We start from the raw sequence: 16,562 nt of genomic DNA, 5'->3' as shown, positions 1-16,562 counted from the left end.
GAGTTGACAGTTTTTTATCTGGTGGGATTAAGAAATTGGGAATGTTTGTCTAAATTAAGCAGGTATCCTAATTAGAAGGTCGAACTATTACGTAAGAATTTATATAGTGTAATCATTACGTGATTTAAGGAGGTAAATTTTATGGCTAATAGAACTAAAACATATATTGCTGCGGATTGGGATACCGATGAAGACGCGGTCAAAAAGCTTCATGAATGGAATGATGGCAAAAAGTGGAGTTTGAGTTTTCATGATGCACATGAATTAACACAATCAAGAGATAGCAGTTTATACTGCACAATTAAATCATCTTTGAAAACGAGAATGGATGCATCCAAGACATTCGTCTTGATTGTTGGAAGCAGCACTAATACTGTAACAAAAGGTAGCTGTTCGTATTGTGGAAGCTATAACAGTCATACATCTAGCTGCGCCAAAGGATATTCTGTAGATTATCGCAGTTATATAAAATTCGAGTGTGATAAAGCAGTAGAAGCAAAAATAAAGATAGTAGTTTTGTATAAATCAACAACTGTGAATAAAGAAAAATGTCCTTCAGCTGTTAAAGACGTTGGTACACATACAGCTATGTGGAAGAAAGGCACTGACGGAAAAACCTACTGGGATTATGATGCAGTAAAAAAAGCATTTGATGAATAATTGCAAGTTCAGACGTTGGTATAGAGCGGGTGATGTAGCATTTTGAATAGATGGAATGCCATAAAGAATCTTTTTTCAAAAATAACGTGGTATGATCGCACTCTGTGGAGAAACTATCTCTCGTATATTGGCGTAATTAGCTCTTTAGTAACAATTACTTCCTTTATTATAACTGCACAATTCTATCCGGCGAATATAATATGTGCTAGTATTTTCATTGTTGTACTTTTTATAATATTTATTAAAATGTGGTATGATGCCAACAATTTGGATGAAGTTCATCTGAAGATTAATGGAACAAAGATTATTGTTAAAATCGGCGATATTTTTGAACTGATGGGTAAAGATGCCGAAGCAAAGAAGAAAGAAATCTGCGTTATTCCTGTCAATGATTACTTTGATGTTATTGTAGATAATAGAATTGTGTCAGAAACAACATTGCATGGTCAGTACATAAACAGGTTAATTGCAAATGATAAGCTTGATGCGTTAAATAAAATAATAGAGGAAGATGAAGTTCTCAATGCACCGGAAAATAAGACAGAGAACCCGAATCGGGAAAAGGGAAAGAAAATAAGTTATAAGTTAGGCAGTTTAATTGAGTTTGAATCTTATATTCTTGCAGCATTTACAAAATTTGATTCTAAAAACAAAGCATTTTTATCAGCTGAGGAATATACAACTTTTTGGATGCGTTTCTGGGAAAACACAGATCAGATATATGCTGGTAGGACAATAAACCTCCCATTGGTAGGCGCTGGTGTCACTAGATTCCGAAACGGAAAACCGTCAAAACAAGAACTGTTGGAAACGATGTTATGGTCTTTAAAAATAAGTGGATTTCATAACACATACGGATTCCGGAGTATAAATATCATAATTTATAAGGCCGACGCTTCGGATATTGATTTCTTTCATATTCAGCACAATCCGAATTTTCGATAATGCGCTGCTCTTTTTTTAATTGCTCATTATGTTTATAATCGTGTAATCCTGTTGCTTGTGAACTGCGGAAGATACCTTCCGGTTATCCTATTTCGCAGAATTACAGGTCTTCTTCAAGGTACAGAAAAATGCACACCCCTTTCCTAAATTCAAATAATTTGAGGGGGGTGTGCAACTTTTATAGGGGTGTGCATAGGCAGTATAATCAGTATATTAATCATGCTTTTTATGATTTTCACTAATTTTGAGTAGGCCTTATTTTCGGGGAGAAGACCACCTCCTTTTTATGCGGCAGATCTGCTCAAAATTTCGTGAGCGATTTTCTGCTTATTTGTTATTTCCAGTAGTTCCTCGGCGTTGAAAATAATCTCCAAGATTTTCTCATCCCACTCAATGTTTGAGAAGGAATGTCCAGCCCGTGTGGTCTTCCAAGTGTGTTCCCCAAGTAAGCGTCCCGCTTCTGTAAGAGAATACTCTCCGCAGGGCAGTTTCGTAGCCAATCCTGCTGCAACAATTTTCTTGTTAATTGCCTGTGCAGAACACCACACCTTGTTTCCCAACTCAGTAGCCGTCAACTTGTTTCCAGTAAGATTATCTAAAACCTCGCTGGAAATCACCGGAACAACCACTTTTTCAACTACAGGCTCAATTTTTACAACGGGAGTTGAAATAGAATTAGAGGATTTAAATACGCTCTTGATGGAATCCCAATTTTTAATAACCAGAATTGTGCCAACAGCGGTCACGCCTAAAATAATCAGTTCTGTTTTGTGTTCTTTAACCCACGTAAGCAGGGACTTTTTTTCTTCCATGTGACTCATCTCTCTTTCCTTCATAATTTGATAGTTAATGTATATCTTTAATGCTTGAATAGCCACCAAAGTGCGCGAGTGCTTCAGCAATAAACTTACATCCATCCTTTCCGTAATTCCTTTCGTGAATCACGGCGATGTCCCCTACAGTAAATGAACGGACAATATACCTCACAAATTTCTGTGGTGTCATACCCTCAATAATTTCTGCTGGAAATAAATGCTCGCAATAGTACCCATAAATAAGATTCACAAGAGTTTGCACCACTGGATGTGAGACACCTAATTCTTTGCGTTCCACAAGTTCAATGTAATACTCATGGAGTATAAGAAAATCATCCACATCAAAACCGTCAAAAGCAGTCTCTACTTGCTCAAGATCTGACTCCGTCAATTCTGATTCGGTTTTATTGAGGATAGTTTCAACCAAGTTATGCATCGTTGACATTTGCGGATCTGTATTTACATTCCAATACTCGCGGGCATATTTTATGAAATCTTCAAACCTTATACTGCCCATTTCCTTCGGTAATGGAAAAGACCCTGTTAGTTTCAGTGCTTTTGCAAAACCAATGTACTGTTCAATTTCAGCTTTTTTTCTCTCCAAATCAATGATTCTTTCGCTGAGAGAGGCTTGAAAATCAAACTCAGCATTTTGTGTCATCTCAACAATGTCATTTAATGAGTAGCCAACACCCTGTAGCAATCGGTAACACCAAATTCTCTCAATATCTTCACCGCTGTACTCACGATATTTATTGTCAGGGTTTTGGAAAGTTGTCTTGTCCATTAAACCTTTCTCTTCGTAAATTCGTAACGCTTTTCGGGTTATTCCGAGGTTTTTTTCCACCCACTTAACGGTATATTTCACAGCATCACCTCCATGCAATTACATTCTACAACATTGTCCTTGGGGCAAGGCAAGCTTTATTGATAAATGATAAATTTTCTGACGCTATACATTTATCCATAGAAAAAAATAGAAACCAATTTGCATACCCCTTAAAAATGCACATCTGGTTTCTTGATTTAAATACCTTAAGCTTTATAGTTTTATATATTCATTATATATAGCATCAGCAGTGCTGGTGGCAAAACCCCTTCACGCAACCCAATGCGGCTGATCTCCTTGAAGTTTGTAAACAGCTCATCTTCGCTTTTAGGGTTCCCACGTTCTTTTTGCAATTCAAGTTCTGCCCTTACTAATTTGCACAGCCGATCAGCTTCGAACTGAGGGATAGAATTTACTTCATCGATGATTTTTTGTTTAGGTATTGGGTCAAATGATATGGAATTAAATACCTCTATGAATTCGTCTACCTTTGTGCCATTCGGGATGGGATAGGCGCAAGCATATCTTTTCTTTTTGGCATCTAATGACTTCCATAGAACAGCTACATTAATCAATTCATAAGGTTTTGTAATGGGGAGTGCTTTATCTGCTTCTGAAAAATAGTAAAACCAAATTTTCTCTAATTTACTATTATTAATGCACTTAAATATATGGCTGTCATTATTCGGGGACAGGCCTATAATATGCAGCTCACCCTCTAAATTGCTAAAGGTCTCAAAATGATAATCTGTGCCAAACTTAAGGGTAGGCTTCTGTACGTAAGTACTAATGAACTGAAAGGCATAATTGTCTACTTCTTTCAGTTGCTTGATTTGCTTTTCATATTCTATTCCGTCACGCTTTGATAGTTCAAGCCAGCGATCCATTTCAGCAGATCCTTTTTTAATATCTGATGCTCGTCTGAATTTAAGTTCGCCGCTATAATCTAGGAGTGCGTTGCAAAAGCAATGTTGAAATCCATCAATCACTACCGACTGTCCTAATTGCTGACGTATATAGCCTTGAACAGTATTAGGGTTTTCACTATCGGCAAGAACAGAATAGTCGCCGTGCATATGAAACACACACTTACCGGTCAACGCTTCGATATTGTTATCGTAATTTAAGGAAAAAATATTGTCGAAACCAGCAAAAAACCGTTTCACCTTCTTGTTCATATTTTTATGAACACTGGAGAGCATTCCTTCATTAAATATTGCATCAAGAATCATGCGTTCAAAACCCTGTTTAGCTGACTGCCATTGGTCCTTTAGGTCTGCATTCGTAATAAAGAATAATCGGATCAACAAAAACCAGTCTTCTAGCATAATCTCATAATATTTTTCAACAGGGGTGGTATATCTGTTCTTGAAGTCCTCAATGGCTTCCCGGTCATCGGCATTGCCTATTCCATCATAGTCGCCGTTAATAGTACTATTAGCGATTTCTACAAACGCTTTGAAGATGCCCTCAATTTCTTTGCCCGATATCGAGCCATTAAACAATATATCATAACGATTCACATTAGCATTGAAAATAATCCGCTTCATGATAAAGTCATTGGAATAAGCCTTGTTTCCAAATTGAATATTGATTCCATTACCAATTAAAACAGATCTCATATTATTCTCCAATCGACTTGTTCAAAAATTCTAATAATGATTCTCTAACTATCAATATTCCAATCTGGTGTCATAGCCCACAATGCTTCTTGGATTCCTTTGCAACCGTAAATCACGTAGTTTCTTCTAAAATCCGTGATATTCATATAGGCATGCAGTATGTACTTCTCATCTCTTTTAATAAATATTCCATAGCGCAGGCCGTCACTAACGATTAACCTATTGCAATTGACTTTGTCCTTTGCATAATTGTACGCTTGAGAATACGCCCTCAAGCAAGAATTACCTTTTTTCTTCGCTTCAACAACAGCAATTAAGGTCTCAGCGGTTCTTGGCAAGCGATTGAATATGGCGATATCAACATTATTCCACTCAACAGCCATTTTTTGAGGTGTCCAGCCTAAAGCTCTTAATAATGGAATAATCAGATAGGTCTCGGTTTCGAATTCAGATACTATATCAACTGATTTATACCATTTCGCAATCATTTGTAAATCATCTATTGCAGAAACTAAGCTTTCAATGGAATTACTCGAGGTGCCTTTAGAAAAAAGATATTCCGCGATTTCTTCGATTTTCACTTGGTTATTTGGTTCATCAGGTGGCAAATCTGGCACCAGGTATTCTTTATCAAAATCAAGATTAAGGCTATCTATCCATTTGATAACCTCGGGATGATCTAGTCGAAGGGTCGTTCCTTGTTTTAAGACATTCTTGCCAAAGTCTTTTGGTACAAAATTTCCATCCGGATCTTTATCGGCAACCCATAGCCATTTTACTCTTCTAACATGCTGAATATCCCAGCCATCAACATCCGAGAATAAATCACTCCAAATGTATCCACCAACTATAACTCCAATTGCATATATCTTTTGCAACCCGATCTTCAGGGCAACAATATCACTATCTGACATATCAAAGCAGAATCTTTTTCTGTCAGCAATCGCTATTTTTGAAACTCCATCCTCGAGCAGGATTTTTATAGAATCATCGTTCAAAGGTCCAGCATAACCAGGGCCATTCAAAATTACAGAAAAATCAACACAAACGTCGATATAGTTTCGGTCACCATCACCGCCGCCCTGTTGCCAATAGCATCTTTTCTTAATTGAATCCATAATTACCTCACAGTTTTTAAGTTCGAATACTTCATAAAGAAGATCAGCCAGCCATGCTTTGCTTTCTTCATAAAATACATAAATCAAAATAAATAATAAGGTTCTCCATATTTGGACAATTACCTTTATTTTCAATCAAATTGACTAAGATAAACAATTATAAATTAGTTAAGCTTTGTGAAGCTTAGTTAATTTGCCATTCATAAGCAATCGTCAAACACCCCTTTCCCGAATTCAAATAATTTGAGGAATGGGGTGTGCCTATTATATTAATCGTTACTCCCTTGACTTATCGATTTTGCAGAGTCATTACTACGATAAAACCCAAGGGGGCGATTCGCAATAATGACGGCACGAATTGTCAAACAGATCCCACGGAAGTATCGCTCAGTCACTCCTTTTCGTCCGGTTAGGGTCTGTGCCTATGTCCGTGTCTCAACTAGCCATGACGAGCAACTTAATTCTTTGCACAGCCAGACCGATTATTATGAGCACAAGTTCGCCAATCATCCGCCTTACGCGTTTATGGGCATTTTTTCTGATGCTGGAATCTCTGGGGCCAAGGAAAACCGGCCTGGTTTTCAAGCTATGCTGAAACAGGCGAAAGCAGGCAAGATTGACCTCATCTTTACCAAATCCATCTCACGGTTTGCACGAAACACGCTAATGCTTCGGACGAAGTAATCTTTCAGTGTTGGCCGATCCAACACGGAGTGATGAAAAGATATTGAAGGTTTTGGCATCTCGGGCACCCCCTGTTACATTTTAACTTTGTAGGTGTCCCGGATTCGCAAATTGAATCGCGTATCGTCCAGGATGACATACCACGCATTGCCATACTCCAAGCGACAAGGGATGTTTCGATCCCCGATTCTCAGTTCAAAGCATTCTCCGCAGTGTAATCCATAAGTGTGGCTTCCCAAATTAACGGTCCAACGGTCGGCTTTACGGTCATACTTTAAGTCGTAGTATGAACGCTTCATGACAGCTCCCCCTCAATTACCCGTTTGACCATACGGTCATCAATAATCCGATGACCATTCTGGGCACCATACATCAGGCAATGCGTGCAGGCTTTGTTAATCAGCCGGGCAGCCCCGTTCGAGAATCGGTAAATGTCGTCGATGGCTTGATCCGAAAAGATGTCATGGGTCGAACCGGCGTAGGCTAAGTGCTTTTTCATATAAGCTTCAGTATCTGCCCGATCATAGTGGGTCAGTTTACACTGTAAATCGATCCGCTGGCGAATCGCGGCGTAAGCCTGAAGCTGAAGGCGATCCCAGAGTTCGCTTTGCCCAACCAGGATGAGGGCCATAGGGCTTTCGGCATCCATATTCATGTTGAGCAGAAACCTTACTTCCTCCAGCATCTCCCGGTCCAATAAATGGGCTTCATCCACAATCACGACCGGTTGCAGATGCTGAATGCCACGCATGAGTTCGATTTCCCGATGCAGCTGGCGCTTAGCATCCCCACGGTAAAATTTCGATTCGAAGCCAAGTTGTTCTAAAAGACCCTTGTAGAAATGCCGAGGGGTTAGTTTGGAATCGGATAGATAGAGCACTTTGAATTTCGCTTTATTTAAGGTTTGTGCATAGCGCCGGATGGTGGTGGTTTTCCCCGTCCCACAGTCGCCGGTGACCACGGCAAACCACTTTCGCTCGGCCGCATATTCAAGCCGCCCGACGGTTTCTTCCAGGTAGACGGATTCATAGAGTTCATCGGTTGGAATATCCCGTGAAAAGGGTACTCGGTTAAACCCATAGAAGGCCTCAAACATGTTTTTAGCCCTCCTTATGAGCCGCGCGGAAAGACAGGGCTGGGGCTTGGCGTTCACGACGCTTGCGGTTTTTCTCCTGGGCTGCTCCGAGTAATCTCGATGAATCCGCTGGTTGAGGTTGTAAATACTCGGGGAGTCCCGGACGCTTGCCGACACGCTCCCCGATGACGAGTTCATGGGCTTTCCAAGGAGTATGTCCCTCATATTCAATGGTCAGTTCGCTAATGTCTGCCGGATCATAAACCACATCCACACTACATCCAATAAAAGAGAGTCCCACTTCATATTTTTTGCCCATAAAGTTAATGCAGCCGGATTTGTCCACTTTACGAGATTCACAATGTAAGAACGCGTTGGCCAAAGCCTCTGGTTGGGGAAAGCGAAGGGGCTCTTTATCGCTTTGGTAAGCTATCTCAGGGCTCATGTTATTTTCCAGCGAGGTATGCGGTTTATTCTGGTAACATTCACTGAGCCATACTTGAAATAACTCATTGAACCGATCGAGGGTCTTAGGTTTTTCCAAAGCCGCTTCCCTTAAGAAGTCGTCGACAAGTCGGTTAAACTTTTCAATTTTGCCCTTAGCCTCAGCCGCGTATGGCCTAGCATAGAGTAAACGGATACCTAGCCTGGAGCAGGCTCGCGTCATCCATTTGGTTCGATACTGCTTCCCATTGTCGAAGAATACCGCTTGAGGCAATCCCCACTTTTGAATGGCCATTCGAAAACAGTCTTCCACGATCACGTGATCAAGGGTCGGGTAGAAGGCACCATGCAACACATGCCGTGTCGCGTCATCGATAAAGCTGACAAGATAAACTTGTTTCATGGAGCCTTTTGGGCCGATAGGAAGGTGCGGGCCATACTTGATGTCCGATTGCCACAATTGATTACTACCGTTTCTGAAACCGCCGGCTAGCCACACCTGAATCGGTATACATTCGCATCTGTCTGCTACTGTACCCGCGTTCTGAGAGCTTTTCTTGCAAGGTGGCCCGTTTGAGTTCACCGGGTTTGGCCTTGCCTTCCCACTCTAAGATTTGAATGATTTGAGCAACACTTCTGCTGGGAACTTCCCGACGCAAGAGAATCGCTTGGTCAAGAAGTTCTGGGGCTATGGCCTTTGTTGGAGTTCGACCTTTTCCCTTGGGTTTTAAGCCGGCAAACCCCTCTTGTCGATACGCTGCCAAATAACGCCGCAGCGTTCGTTCTGAAATTCCGTTCGCTAGGCATAGCTGGGCCTTGAGCTCGCGCGCTTTGGCCGGATCGAGCCCTTCAGCGAGGAGGGGTGACAAAAGTTGAACCCGCTCGGCCGCAATCTCTTCGGCTTTTTTCTGATCTTTCATCCGAAAACACCTTTCCTTTCTTAGGCAGATTTCAATTCTCAGTCTACCTTAGGTGTTTAAGGACAAGAATGCAGAACGGGTATGTACCCATAAATTTGCATTGACAACAAAACGGACAATTCTCGCCAGCCAACCGGCTGTATACCCAATGTGAAGTCCGATTGTTTGGTGGGCAGAAAGTGAAGGGACGGACGGCTCCCCCACAGGGGCTTGTCCAAGACGGATTGCAATGGAGTTTAAACAACCAAGAAAGTATGGAAGTAGGGTGTTAAACCACACTCGCATTCGGTACAAAGTGGCATCATCCGCTGCAACGTCTGAAGATTCAGAGTCCTTTGAGACGACACATTCGATGCTGGCGGATTCATAGCGCTTGTAAGGTACTAAACAGTCTGGCAATTCGTGATGAATTCGTCGGCACTCTACACAGCGCAACCTGCGAATGACTAGCACCTTGGTTTGTCCAACACTGTTTTTAGATTTCCTTTTCCGGCTTCCGATGACGCTAAGTTGTTCTCCGCAACACGGACAAGGGACGGACTCTGCACACCTAACAAAAAACTCCAATCTGAGGGTTCTCAATTAGATTATATTTTGATACAATAACCATGATCTTGTTGGGGATGCCTCTGGTGAACCTGTTCGAGCAGGTTTACGGTTAACAGAGGCATCCTTTTCCTTTCCAATGATATGGTCATTATATCTGGCAACTCCCGGACAGGCAATCCCATCAGCTTTTGGTTGTTTTAGGCTAGCAGAAACACTTCACCAATGACTCCCTCATCCTCAAACTCTTTAATAAAATCCTTATCAAAATACTCTTGGTATTTTGGCCTTTCTATTATTTCTGGTTTTACATAATCTAGTTTATTATCCGATTCAATTATTTCCTTAAAGCTTGGTATCTTATTTAAGGTTCTATAAATTCCATCTTGGGTATAGGCTTTCATCACTAACTCGTTTCCATTAGTTATAGCGATAATATTTGATTGAAGAGTATTATCATACTTGACCACTTGCTCTAAAACAAAATCGGTTAATTCTACTGTAGGAGCCTTACATTCTATTACTATTATCGGTACAGATATATCTTCACTATCTGCAAGAACAACTATATCAGCACGTCCTTTTACTCCTCTTTCAACTTTGCCTAATGGAAATTCAACTCGAATATAGTTTTGTGGTATATCCATTTCTTCAATAAGAAACTTTATCATTTTTTGTCTAACACATTCTTCAGGGGTTATCTGAATTAGCTTTTTTCTAATCGGATCAAAGAAACAATCAAGCCCGTTCCTTTTGTATTTTTCCGGCAGAGAATATTTATCCAAATTGAATTCATATAACATATTGTTCACACTCCTAATACCACAACATTTTACCACAAAAAGGATAGGTTTTTTTATCGCTTTGTATCCCACATAAAAAAGCCTCCGTAGTTTTTTGCTACGGAAGCCCCGTTTCATTTTGAACAGGTATTAGGGTTTTAGGTCGGGGACAACCGCGGTCTTATTTTCCGTATAGCAGCAATGCCAATCGGTCCACCGCCTTGTCTTTCCGGTAATACACCTGCGAGCGCTCGATGAACAACTTTTCACTGAGTTTCAAAACAACTGCTGTTTTTGTATTGTCGGTTAGGAAAAACTCCTGAAGTATTAAACGCTCTTCGTCTGTAAGTGCGTCCCAGGCAGGCTGAAACCAGTCCATATATTCCAGCGCCTGTCGATAACGTTCCTTGAGTACATCAATTTCATCAATACAGGCCACGACTTTATCTTCCCCCGCCTTTGGATTACGTAGCTTTGGCATTCCGTCAGATACAGAACTTCGTACACTCTCTAAGCGGTCATGGAGGGTAGCAATATCTTTATCTGTATTGTTGATGATATATTGCATGCTGCCATAATCCTTTAGAGCATTGATCGTTGCCACCTTTTTATCTAAATACTGCCAAACAATATTCATACAATCCCCTCCTTGAGATTCGCCTTGACCGCTTCAATCAAAGCGGACTGAGTTTTGTCTTTTTTATTCAATGCTCGCATCACGCTCTCATCGATGGTATTCTTTGCGATGATGTGGTGAATAACTACCGTGTCTTTTTGGCCTTGCCTCCAAAGCCGAGCGTTAGTCTGCTGGTAGAGTTCCAGGCTCCAGGTCAGTGAAAACCAAACGAGGGTTGAGCCGCCTGCCTGCAGGTTCAGGCCGTGACCCGCCGAAGCAGGGTGAATCACAGCAATGGGAATTTCACCAGCATTCCATAGGTGGATGCTCTCCGTCGAATCCAGCTGTTTTGCAGGAAACCGCTCGAGTATTCGCTCGAGGTCATGTTTGAACCAGTAGGCGATCAGAACCGGTTTTCCGTTGGCAGCCTCAATCAGATCCTCCAGGGCGTCCAGCTTGCGGTCATGTAAATGGGCTACTCCACGGCTTTCGTCATAGACCGCGCCATTGGCCATCTGCAGCAGTTTCCCGGAAAGGGCAGCCGCATTGGCGGCATCGATTTCCTTACCTTTTAAGGACAGCACCATCTCATCCTTCATGGTCTGGTAGTGCTTCTCCTCGGACGCCGACATCCGAACAGAGACTTCATTTATCACCGGTTCCGGCAATTTTAGATAATCACTGCCTTTCATGGAAATCGTGATATCCGAAATCAGGCGGTAGATAGCTTCCTCGGCACCGGGTTTTGGCTTATACGAAAACACCACCTGGGCATTTCGTTTGTCGGGAACAAAGTAGGTGGAGCGGAAGTTTCCGATAAACCGTCCAAGCCTCTGACCCATGTCTAGAAGTCTGAATTCGGCCCACAGATCCATAAGGCCATTACTTGAGGGCGTTCCCGTAAGCCCCACAATTCGCTTCACACCGGGCCGCACTTTTAGAAGACTCCTAAATCGCTTGGCCTGATGAGACTTAAAGGACGACAATTCATCGACCACAACCATATCGAAGTCAAAAGGAAGCCCGCTTTTTGTGACCAGCCATTCCACGTTTTCACGGTTGATAAGATAAACCTGAGCTTTTTGCATCATCGCAGACTTCCGCTCTTTTTCATTCCCGACAGCAACGGTGTATTTCAGGCCATACAGATGATCCCATTTCTCGATTTCAGCAGGCCAAGTATCCCGGGCTACTCGCAACGGAGCTATGACTAAAACCTTACGGACAAGAAAACTGTCCAGTGTCAGGTCAAAGATGGCCGTCAGTGTTATCACCGACTTGCCAAGACCCATATCAAGGAGGATTGCAGCAACAGGATTCTGGAGGATATACTCTGTGGCAAAAACCTGATATTCATGTGGTTCGTATTTCATCGAGTATCCCTCCAATCTGCTCTTCATCATCCATGACATATACCAAAAAACCCAGTCTCCGAAGCATCACATGCCTACTGATCTGCAATGGGCGTGGTTTACATCCCATCGCTTTAACCTCAACAAACGCCATCTTCCCTCCAGGAAGCAACACAATGCGATCAGGCATTCCATCGTAACCAGGCGATACAAACTTCACGGCGATTCCACCGGCTGCTTTGACTGCCCGGACAAGTTTCTGTTCAGTCAATTTCTCGCGCATAAGAACCTCCTTGTGCCGATGTTCATGCCCAAGCGTTTTAAACTATTACGCGCGTATACGCGCATATACGTGCCTATTACTTCCTTATTACTAATAACTACAACATTGAATAGATGAGTTATCGGCACAATGGGAACAAGCACGGTAAGAAGCCTGCTGAATAAAGGGCTCGCGACTTTGCCCACCTTGTGTGCTTTACTCGTTATGGGCATCATCGGCATATGCCTGCACCTCACTTTCAGAGCGAACGAATACACGCTGAGGGCCATAAAGCGGTACATGCTTTTTGCCAGTCTTGTTGCCCGTGAATTTTACCCAGCCACCGATCTTGCCCAAGATACTCTCAATTTCATAAGAATCGCCCTTTTTGATAGTTTCACGGCTTTTGCCAAAGCACTCACACCAGATTTCCATAACGCAAACCTGTTGCCGGCGCTCCGTTCCGACTCGGGTTTCACCGCCGAACTCGCTGCCGGACAGGAAATTGCGTCGCTGATAAAGGTCCATCTTGTCCCAGTCTTCAGGAAGTAAAGCGTCAAGATACTCATCCACCAAACCTTCGCGATCGTCGCTTTCCATAGCATCCCGCTGCTGCGAGACCGCTTCTTCAGCCAAAGCCCCTTTGAGGAAAAGCTCCTCACCAACCTTATAGCGTTCTACGGCCTCGGCCCAGATCTGGTCGACCTCGGTGAGCTCCCACGCATGATATTTGCCATGACCTATGACACGCACCGGCCAGAACCGGCGATTGCCGGTAATATCCCGGAGGAACCCACCGTCAGAGTTAGTGGTGCCAACAATAATGCAGGAGCGCGGGTGGCTTTCCACCGACACGCCATAAGACTGGCGATACTTATCATCGGTTCGTGTGATGAACGACTTCACCGTCTCCACGTCCATCTTCTTGATGCCCGCCAGTTCGCCAAGCTCCAGTATCCAGTAGCCCTGCAGCTTCTCTGGTGCGGTCTTATCCTTCATATCAGAGATGGAGAGTGAGTCAGAGTACCACTGACCGCCCAGCCTAGCAAATAGCGTGGATTTGCCGATGCCTTGAGAGCCGTTTAGGACGAGGATGGAGTCAAACTTTATGCCGGGTCTGTAAATGCGGGCAACCGCAGCCACCAGCGTTTTCCGTGTGACCGCACGGACATAGGGAGTTTCCTCTGCGCCCAGATAGTCAATGAGCAGCGTGTCGAGCCGTTCGATCCCGTCCCATTGGAGAGAACCGAGGTATTCCTTGACCGGATGATAGAGCCGCTCTACTGAAACCACGCCAAGAAGCGCGTCTTTGAACTTGGTCGGTGACCAAATCCCATAGGTGCGCTCAAAATACAGCTTGGCACAAGCCAAGTCGGTATCGCTCCAACCTGGCTTAACTTGCGGCCACGGTAGTTCGCCTACCACTTCGATCAAGTTTTTAAACTGGTTGAATACGATTGTCTGCAGCGCCGGATCAAACCGCAGAATGGTGGAAATATTGGAAAGGGTATCCTTGATCTTGCCGTTCTTTTCAAGCTCAAGCCGGCCTTGCCAGTCCTCGTCATCTGAAAACTCCTCTTCAATCTGGACTTTTCGTTCCTGGGCAAACTGCGCCTTTACCCGCGCATCTTTAACCGCAAATTCGGACATCGCTTTGAACGATGACTTTTCATCGAGATCAGGATATTTATGAAGCCGCACCAAATCAAAAGCGTTCAGCAGCTTCCCGTAGACCGGATCCGTGGCGTGGTGTGAATAAGCAAACTTACCTCCGTAGATTACGACACCAGCACTGGAGTCGGCAGGGATATAGTCAAACCGGCCCTCCGTCGCAGAGGGTTCGTAGACATCGGACAAAAACACTAGGATGGCGTCCTCAATTGTGTAAGCCCTGCAGAAGACACCGACCACACCACTTTTCTCGAGCGGGTCCTTTTGCTGCTTGATACTATGCTGGATGACTTCCGATTGCCGTTTCGAGGTTGGCCACATGGAAGTGTCCCGCCAGTCAGCGTACTTTGAAAGGTAGATATCGGGATCCAGTAGAATTCCATCCTTTTCTTGAAACACGAATTCCCCGTCCGATGATGTGGACGGCCAGTACATCAGGCGGGACGGTTCATAGGTGGTATCGTCAAACATGTCAATACCGATTTCTTTGGCCACCATACGTCCCAGTGCCGGATACTCATCCTCACTAACCTCGCGGGCTAGTGGGATAACCAGTCGAAGACGTGGAGCCTCCGGTGTATGCTTGTGGGTGGAATACAGGCAGCAGGCCCAATCGTAGAGGGAGTCAATCTGCTCCCAGGTATCAGGCGTCGCATAATCCATGTCCAACGTGAGCATGGATCGGCAAAGTACATTACCGTTTCTGCGCTTGCCTTCCCGTAATGCCCCGCCCACGAATCCGCCGATATCCTTGATGGAATCCTGGCGCGCCTTTGTCATCTTGCGATACTCTAACACCGTCTCAGTCGTACGCTTTGTGGTTCGTACCGTGTCTTTGAAGGCCTGCCATGCGATATCCTTGTTCTTCCATTTTTTATCCATGCGGCTGTTACCAATGGCTATCTTCACTCGAAAACCTCCTCACAGACATCGCTGAAACGGCGGATGGGAATGCCGCGTTTCTTTGCCTTAGCGATTTCCCGCTCCATACCATTTGAAATATGGCGGCCAAATACCCATAACTCATCGCACTTGCCGAGCCAGACCATCCCGAAGAACAATCCGAGCTCACGCTCGGAAGGATCGTCTTCGTCCAGCACTTGGGGGTAAAGCAGGTGGGGCGCGAAGGGAATCGCGCCACTCACAATCGCAAACCGCATGTACCGAATGGCTCTCATCGTGTTTCCCGCGATATCCCCCGAAAATGGAGAGCAGATGAACACGCAGGGTTTTCGCGCCTTTGCTTTTTCTTCGCGAGCCACGGCAGCCAGTGCATCGGCGGCCGTGGGATCAGGGTAGTGTTCAGCATTAAACCTGTCCATTGCCGCTACCTCCGCTTAAGAAGTAATTGACGAAATACTGCTGGCCTTTGCCTGTAACCTTGGTAGTCTTGGAAATGGTGACGTGACCGTCTGAATGTGTGATGGCTGTTTCTTTGACCTTGAACAGTCCTAGTTCCATGGCTTTTTGGGTTGGTGCATTGTAGTCAGTACCCTTGCGTTTGATCAGGAAACCGTCTTGTCGCAGCCGCTCAAACAGACGATTCTGTCCAATCTCGACGCCGTTGCCTTTCAGGATTTTGGCAAGCTCACCAATGAGGATTGTGCCATCCGATACTGATACCGCATCGGCAAAGACCACTTTGGGCCTGTCCTCGACAGCTTGAAGCTGGAGTCGTTCTTTTGCCTGGCGCTCTTCCTTAAGAGCCGTCAGAACCTTAATCCAGGCATCGGGGTCGTTCATGATTTCTTCCAGTTTGTCAGAGGTGATGTATGCCCCGTGCCGTCGAATAGATGGCAGAACTTCGTGGGTTACCCAGCGTTTAAAGTTTTTGAGTTTTCGTTCCCTGTCGGTGATGTACTCATCACTTACGCCACGCGCCTTGGTTGGCTGCATGGCAAAGAGCAGGGCATACAAACCCGGTTCGTTTACTACGGCAACTTGCTGGGTTCCGCCAGGGGTACTCATTTGTGTATACCCCTTTTCATCCTCTTCGAGAGCTTGCATAGCACGGTTGCGGTTGGTCTCACCAAACACATCACATACGTCTTTTGCAACCCACCAAGTCTCGCCGTCCCTCTGGATTGTCCTGACCTCTTTCCCCTCGTAGGAGAAAACCTGTAAATCATTCATAAAAGAACCGTCCTTTCTGAAGGCGCGAAGATTTTTATTTGACCTTCGCTTTAAGCCAGGAGAAAGGATAGTTTCGGACGGTCTATAA

Annotated in this window: 17 protein-coding genes and 1 pseudogene; 3 read left to right on the top strand and 15 right to left on the bottom strand. The window is 44.1% G+C overall.

What is annotated here, in order from left to right; translation table 11 throughout:
• Window positions 1-141 precede the first annotated feature (141 nt).
• Window positions 142-660: a TIR domain-containing protein gene (locus ACYQ2N_RS12350; protein ID WP_459999552.1), complete on the top strand. Its 519-nt coding sequence runs from the start codon at window positions 142-144 to the stop codon at window positions 658-660.
• A gap of 267 nt (window positions 661-927) precedes the next feature.
• Entirely contained in the window at window positions 928-1,605 is a 678-nt protein-coding gene (locus ACYQ2N_RS12345) for a macro domain-containing protein (RefSeq protein WP_459999551.1), read from the top strand.
• A gap of 284 nt (window positions 1,606-1,889) precedes the next feature.
• On the opposite strand, the gene ACYQ2N_RS12340 is transcribed toward ACYQ2N_RS12345, so the two are convergent.
• From ACYQ2N_RS12340 to ACYQ2N_RS12325, 4 genes are all read right to left on the bottom strand, one after another.
• Complete coding sequence (locus tag ACYQ2N_RS12340; RefSeq protein WP_459999549.1) at window positions 1,890-2,486, bottom strand: hypothetical protein; 597 nt, start codon at window positions 2,484-2,486, stop codon at window positions 1,890-1,892.
• On the bottom strand, window positions 2,452-3,288 hold the full coding sequence (locus tag ACYQ2N_RS12335; protein ID WP_459999547.1) for a MerR family transcriptional regulator: 837 nt from the start codon (window positions 3,286-3,288) through the stop codon (window positions 2,452-2,454). The genes ACYQ2N_RS12340 and ACYQ2N_RS12335 overlap by 35 nt, the downstream gene beginning before the upstream one ends.
• Window positions 3,289-3,470: 182 nt before the next feature.
• Entirely contained in the window at window positions 3,471-4,871 is a 1,401-nt protein-coding gene (locus ACYQ2N_RS12330) for a hypothetical protein (protein ID WP_459999546.1), read from the bottom strand.
• A 44-nt stretch (window positions 4,872-4,915) separates the two neighbouring features.
• Window positions 4,916-5,989 carry a hypothetical protein gene (locus tag ACYQ2N_RS12325; protein WP_459999545.1) on the bottom strand — a complete coding sequence of 358 codons (1,074 nt, stop codon included), beginning with the start codon at window positions 5,987-5,989 and terminating at the stop codon, window positions 4,916-4,918.
• A gap of 345 nt (window positions 5,990-6,334) precedes the next feature.
• Between ACYQ2N_RS12325 and ACYQ2N_RS12320 the strand changes: the two genes are divergently transcribed.
• Window positions 6,335-6,673: a recombinase family protein gene (locus tag ACYQ2N_RS12320; protein ID WP_459999544.1), complete on the top strand. Its 339-nt coding sequence runs from the start codon at window positions 6,335-6,337 to the stop codon at window positions 6,671-6,673.
• Between the two features lie 74 nt (window positions 6,674-6,747).
• On the opposite strand, the gene ACYQ2N_RS12315 is transcribed toward ACYQ2N_RS12320, so the two are convergent.
• The 11 genes and pseudogenes from ACYQ2N_RS12315 to ACYQ2N_RS12265 form a co-directional block, all read right to left on the bottom strand.
• Window positions 6,748-6,972 (bottom strand): DUF5348 domain-containing protein, encoded by a 225-nt coding sequence (locus ACYQ2N_RS12315; protein WP_459999542.1) that lies wholly within the window; start codon window positions 6,970-6,972, stop codon window positions 6,748-6,750.
• Window positions 6,969-7,769 carry an ExeA family protein gene (locus ACYQ2N_RS12310; protein ID WP_459999541.1) on the bottom strand — a complete coding sequence of 267 codons (801 nt, stop codon included), beginning with the start codon at window positions 7,767-7,769 and terminating at the stop codon, window positions 6,969-6,971. The genes ACYQ2N_RS12315 and ACYQ2N_RS12310 overlap by 4 nt, the downstream gene beginning before the upstream one ends.
• Before the next feature lie 4 nt (window positions 7,770-7,773).
• Window positions 7,774-9,112: pseudogene (locus tag ACYQ2N_RS12305) on the bottom strand (DDE-type integrase/transposase/recombinase).
• 48 nt (window positions 9,113-9,160) lie between these two features.
• Window positions 9,161-9,679: a DUF6431 domain-containing protein gene (locus ACYQ2N_RS12300; protein WP_460000530.1), complete on the bottom strand. Its 519-nt coding sequence runs from the start codon at window positions 9,677-9,679 to the stop codon at window positions 9,161-9,163.
• 179 nt (window positions 9,680-9,858) lie between these two features.
• Entirely contained in the window at window positions 9,859-10,533 is a 675-nt protein-coding gene (locus ACYQ2N_RS12295; protein ID WP_459999540.1) for a type I restriction enzyme HsdR N-terminal domain-containing protein, read from the bottom strand.
• Between the two features lie 88 nt (window positions 10,534-10,621).
• A complete protein-coding gene (locus tag ACYQ2N_RS12290) occupies window positions 10,622-11,077 on the bottom strand; it encodes a hypothetical protein (protein WP_459999539.1) in 456 nt (151 codons plus the stop codon).
• Complete coding sequence (locus ACYQ2N_RS12285) at window positions 11,074-12,429, bottom strand: SNF2-related protein (RefSeq protein WP_459999537.1); 1,356 nt, start codon at window positions 12,427-12,429, stop codon at window positions 11,074-11,076. The genes ACYQ2N_RS12290 and ACYQ2N_RS12285 overlap by 4 nt, the downstream gene beginning before the upstream one ends.
• Window positions 12,410-12,691: a VRR-NUC domain-containing protein gene (locus ACYQ2N_RS12280; RefSeq protein ID WP_459999535.1), complete on the bottom strand. Its 282-nt coding sequence runs from the start codon at window positions 12,689-12,691 to the stop codon at window positions 12,410-12,412. The genes ACYQ2N_RS12285 and ACYQ2N_RS12280 overlap by 20 nt, the downstream gene beginning before the upstream one ends.
• A gap of 195 nt (window positions 12,692-12,886) precedes the next feature.
• The gene (locus ACYQ2N_RS12275) at window positions 12,887-15,250 is read right to left on the bottom strand and encodes a virulence-associated E family protein (protein ID WP_459999533.1); all 2,364 of its coding nucleotides are present in this window, start codon (window positions 15,248-15,250) and stop codon (window positions 12,887-12,889) included.
• Window positions 15,247-15,663: a DUF7768 domain-containing protein gene (locus ACYQ2N_RS12270; protein WP_459999532.1), complete on the bottom strand. Its 417-nt coding sequence runs from the start codon at window positions 15,661-15,663 to the stop codon at window positions 15,247-15,249. Before ACYQ2N_RS12270 ends, ACYQ2N_RS12275 begins: the two co-directional genes overlap by 4 nt.
• Window positions 15,650-16,474 (bottom strand): phage antirepressor, encoded by an 825-nt coding sequence (locus ACYQ2N_RS12265; protein ID WP_459999531.1) that lies wholly within the window; start codon window positions 16,472-16,474, stop codon window positions 15,650-15,652. Before ACYQ2N_RS12265 ends, ACYQ2N_RS12270 begins: the two co-directional genes overlap by 14 nt.
• Window positions 16,475-16,562 lie beyond the last annotated feature (88 nt).

This window comes from Paradesulfitobacterium aromaticivorans (genome assembly GCF_054657415.1).
Note: the sequence above shows the minus strand (reverse complement) of the source record. Positions and strands in the feature narration are given on the sequence as shown.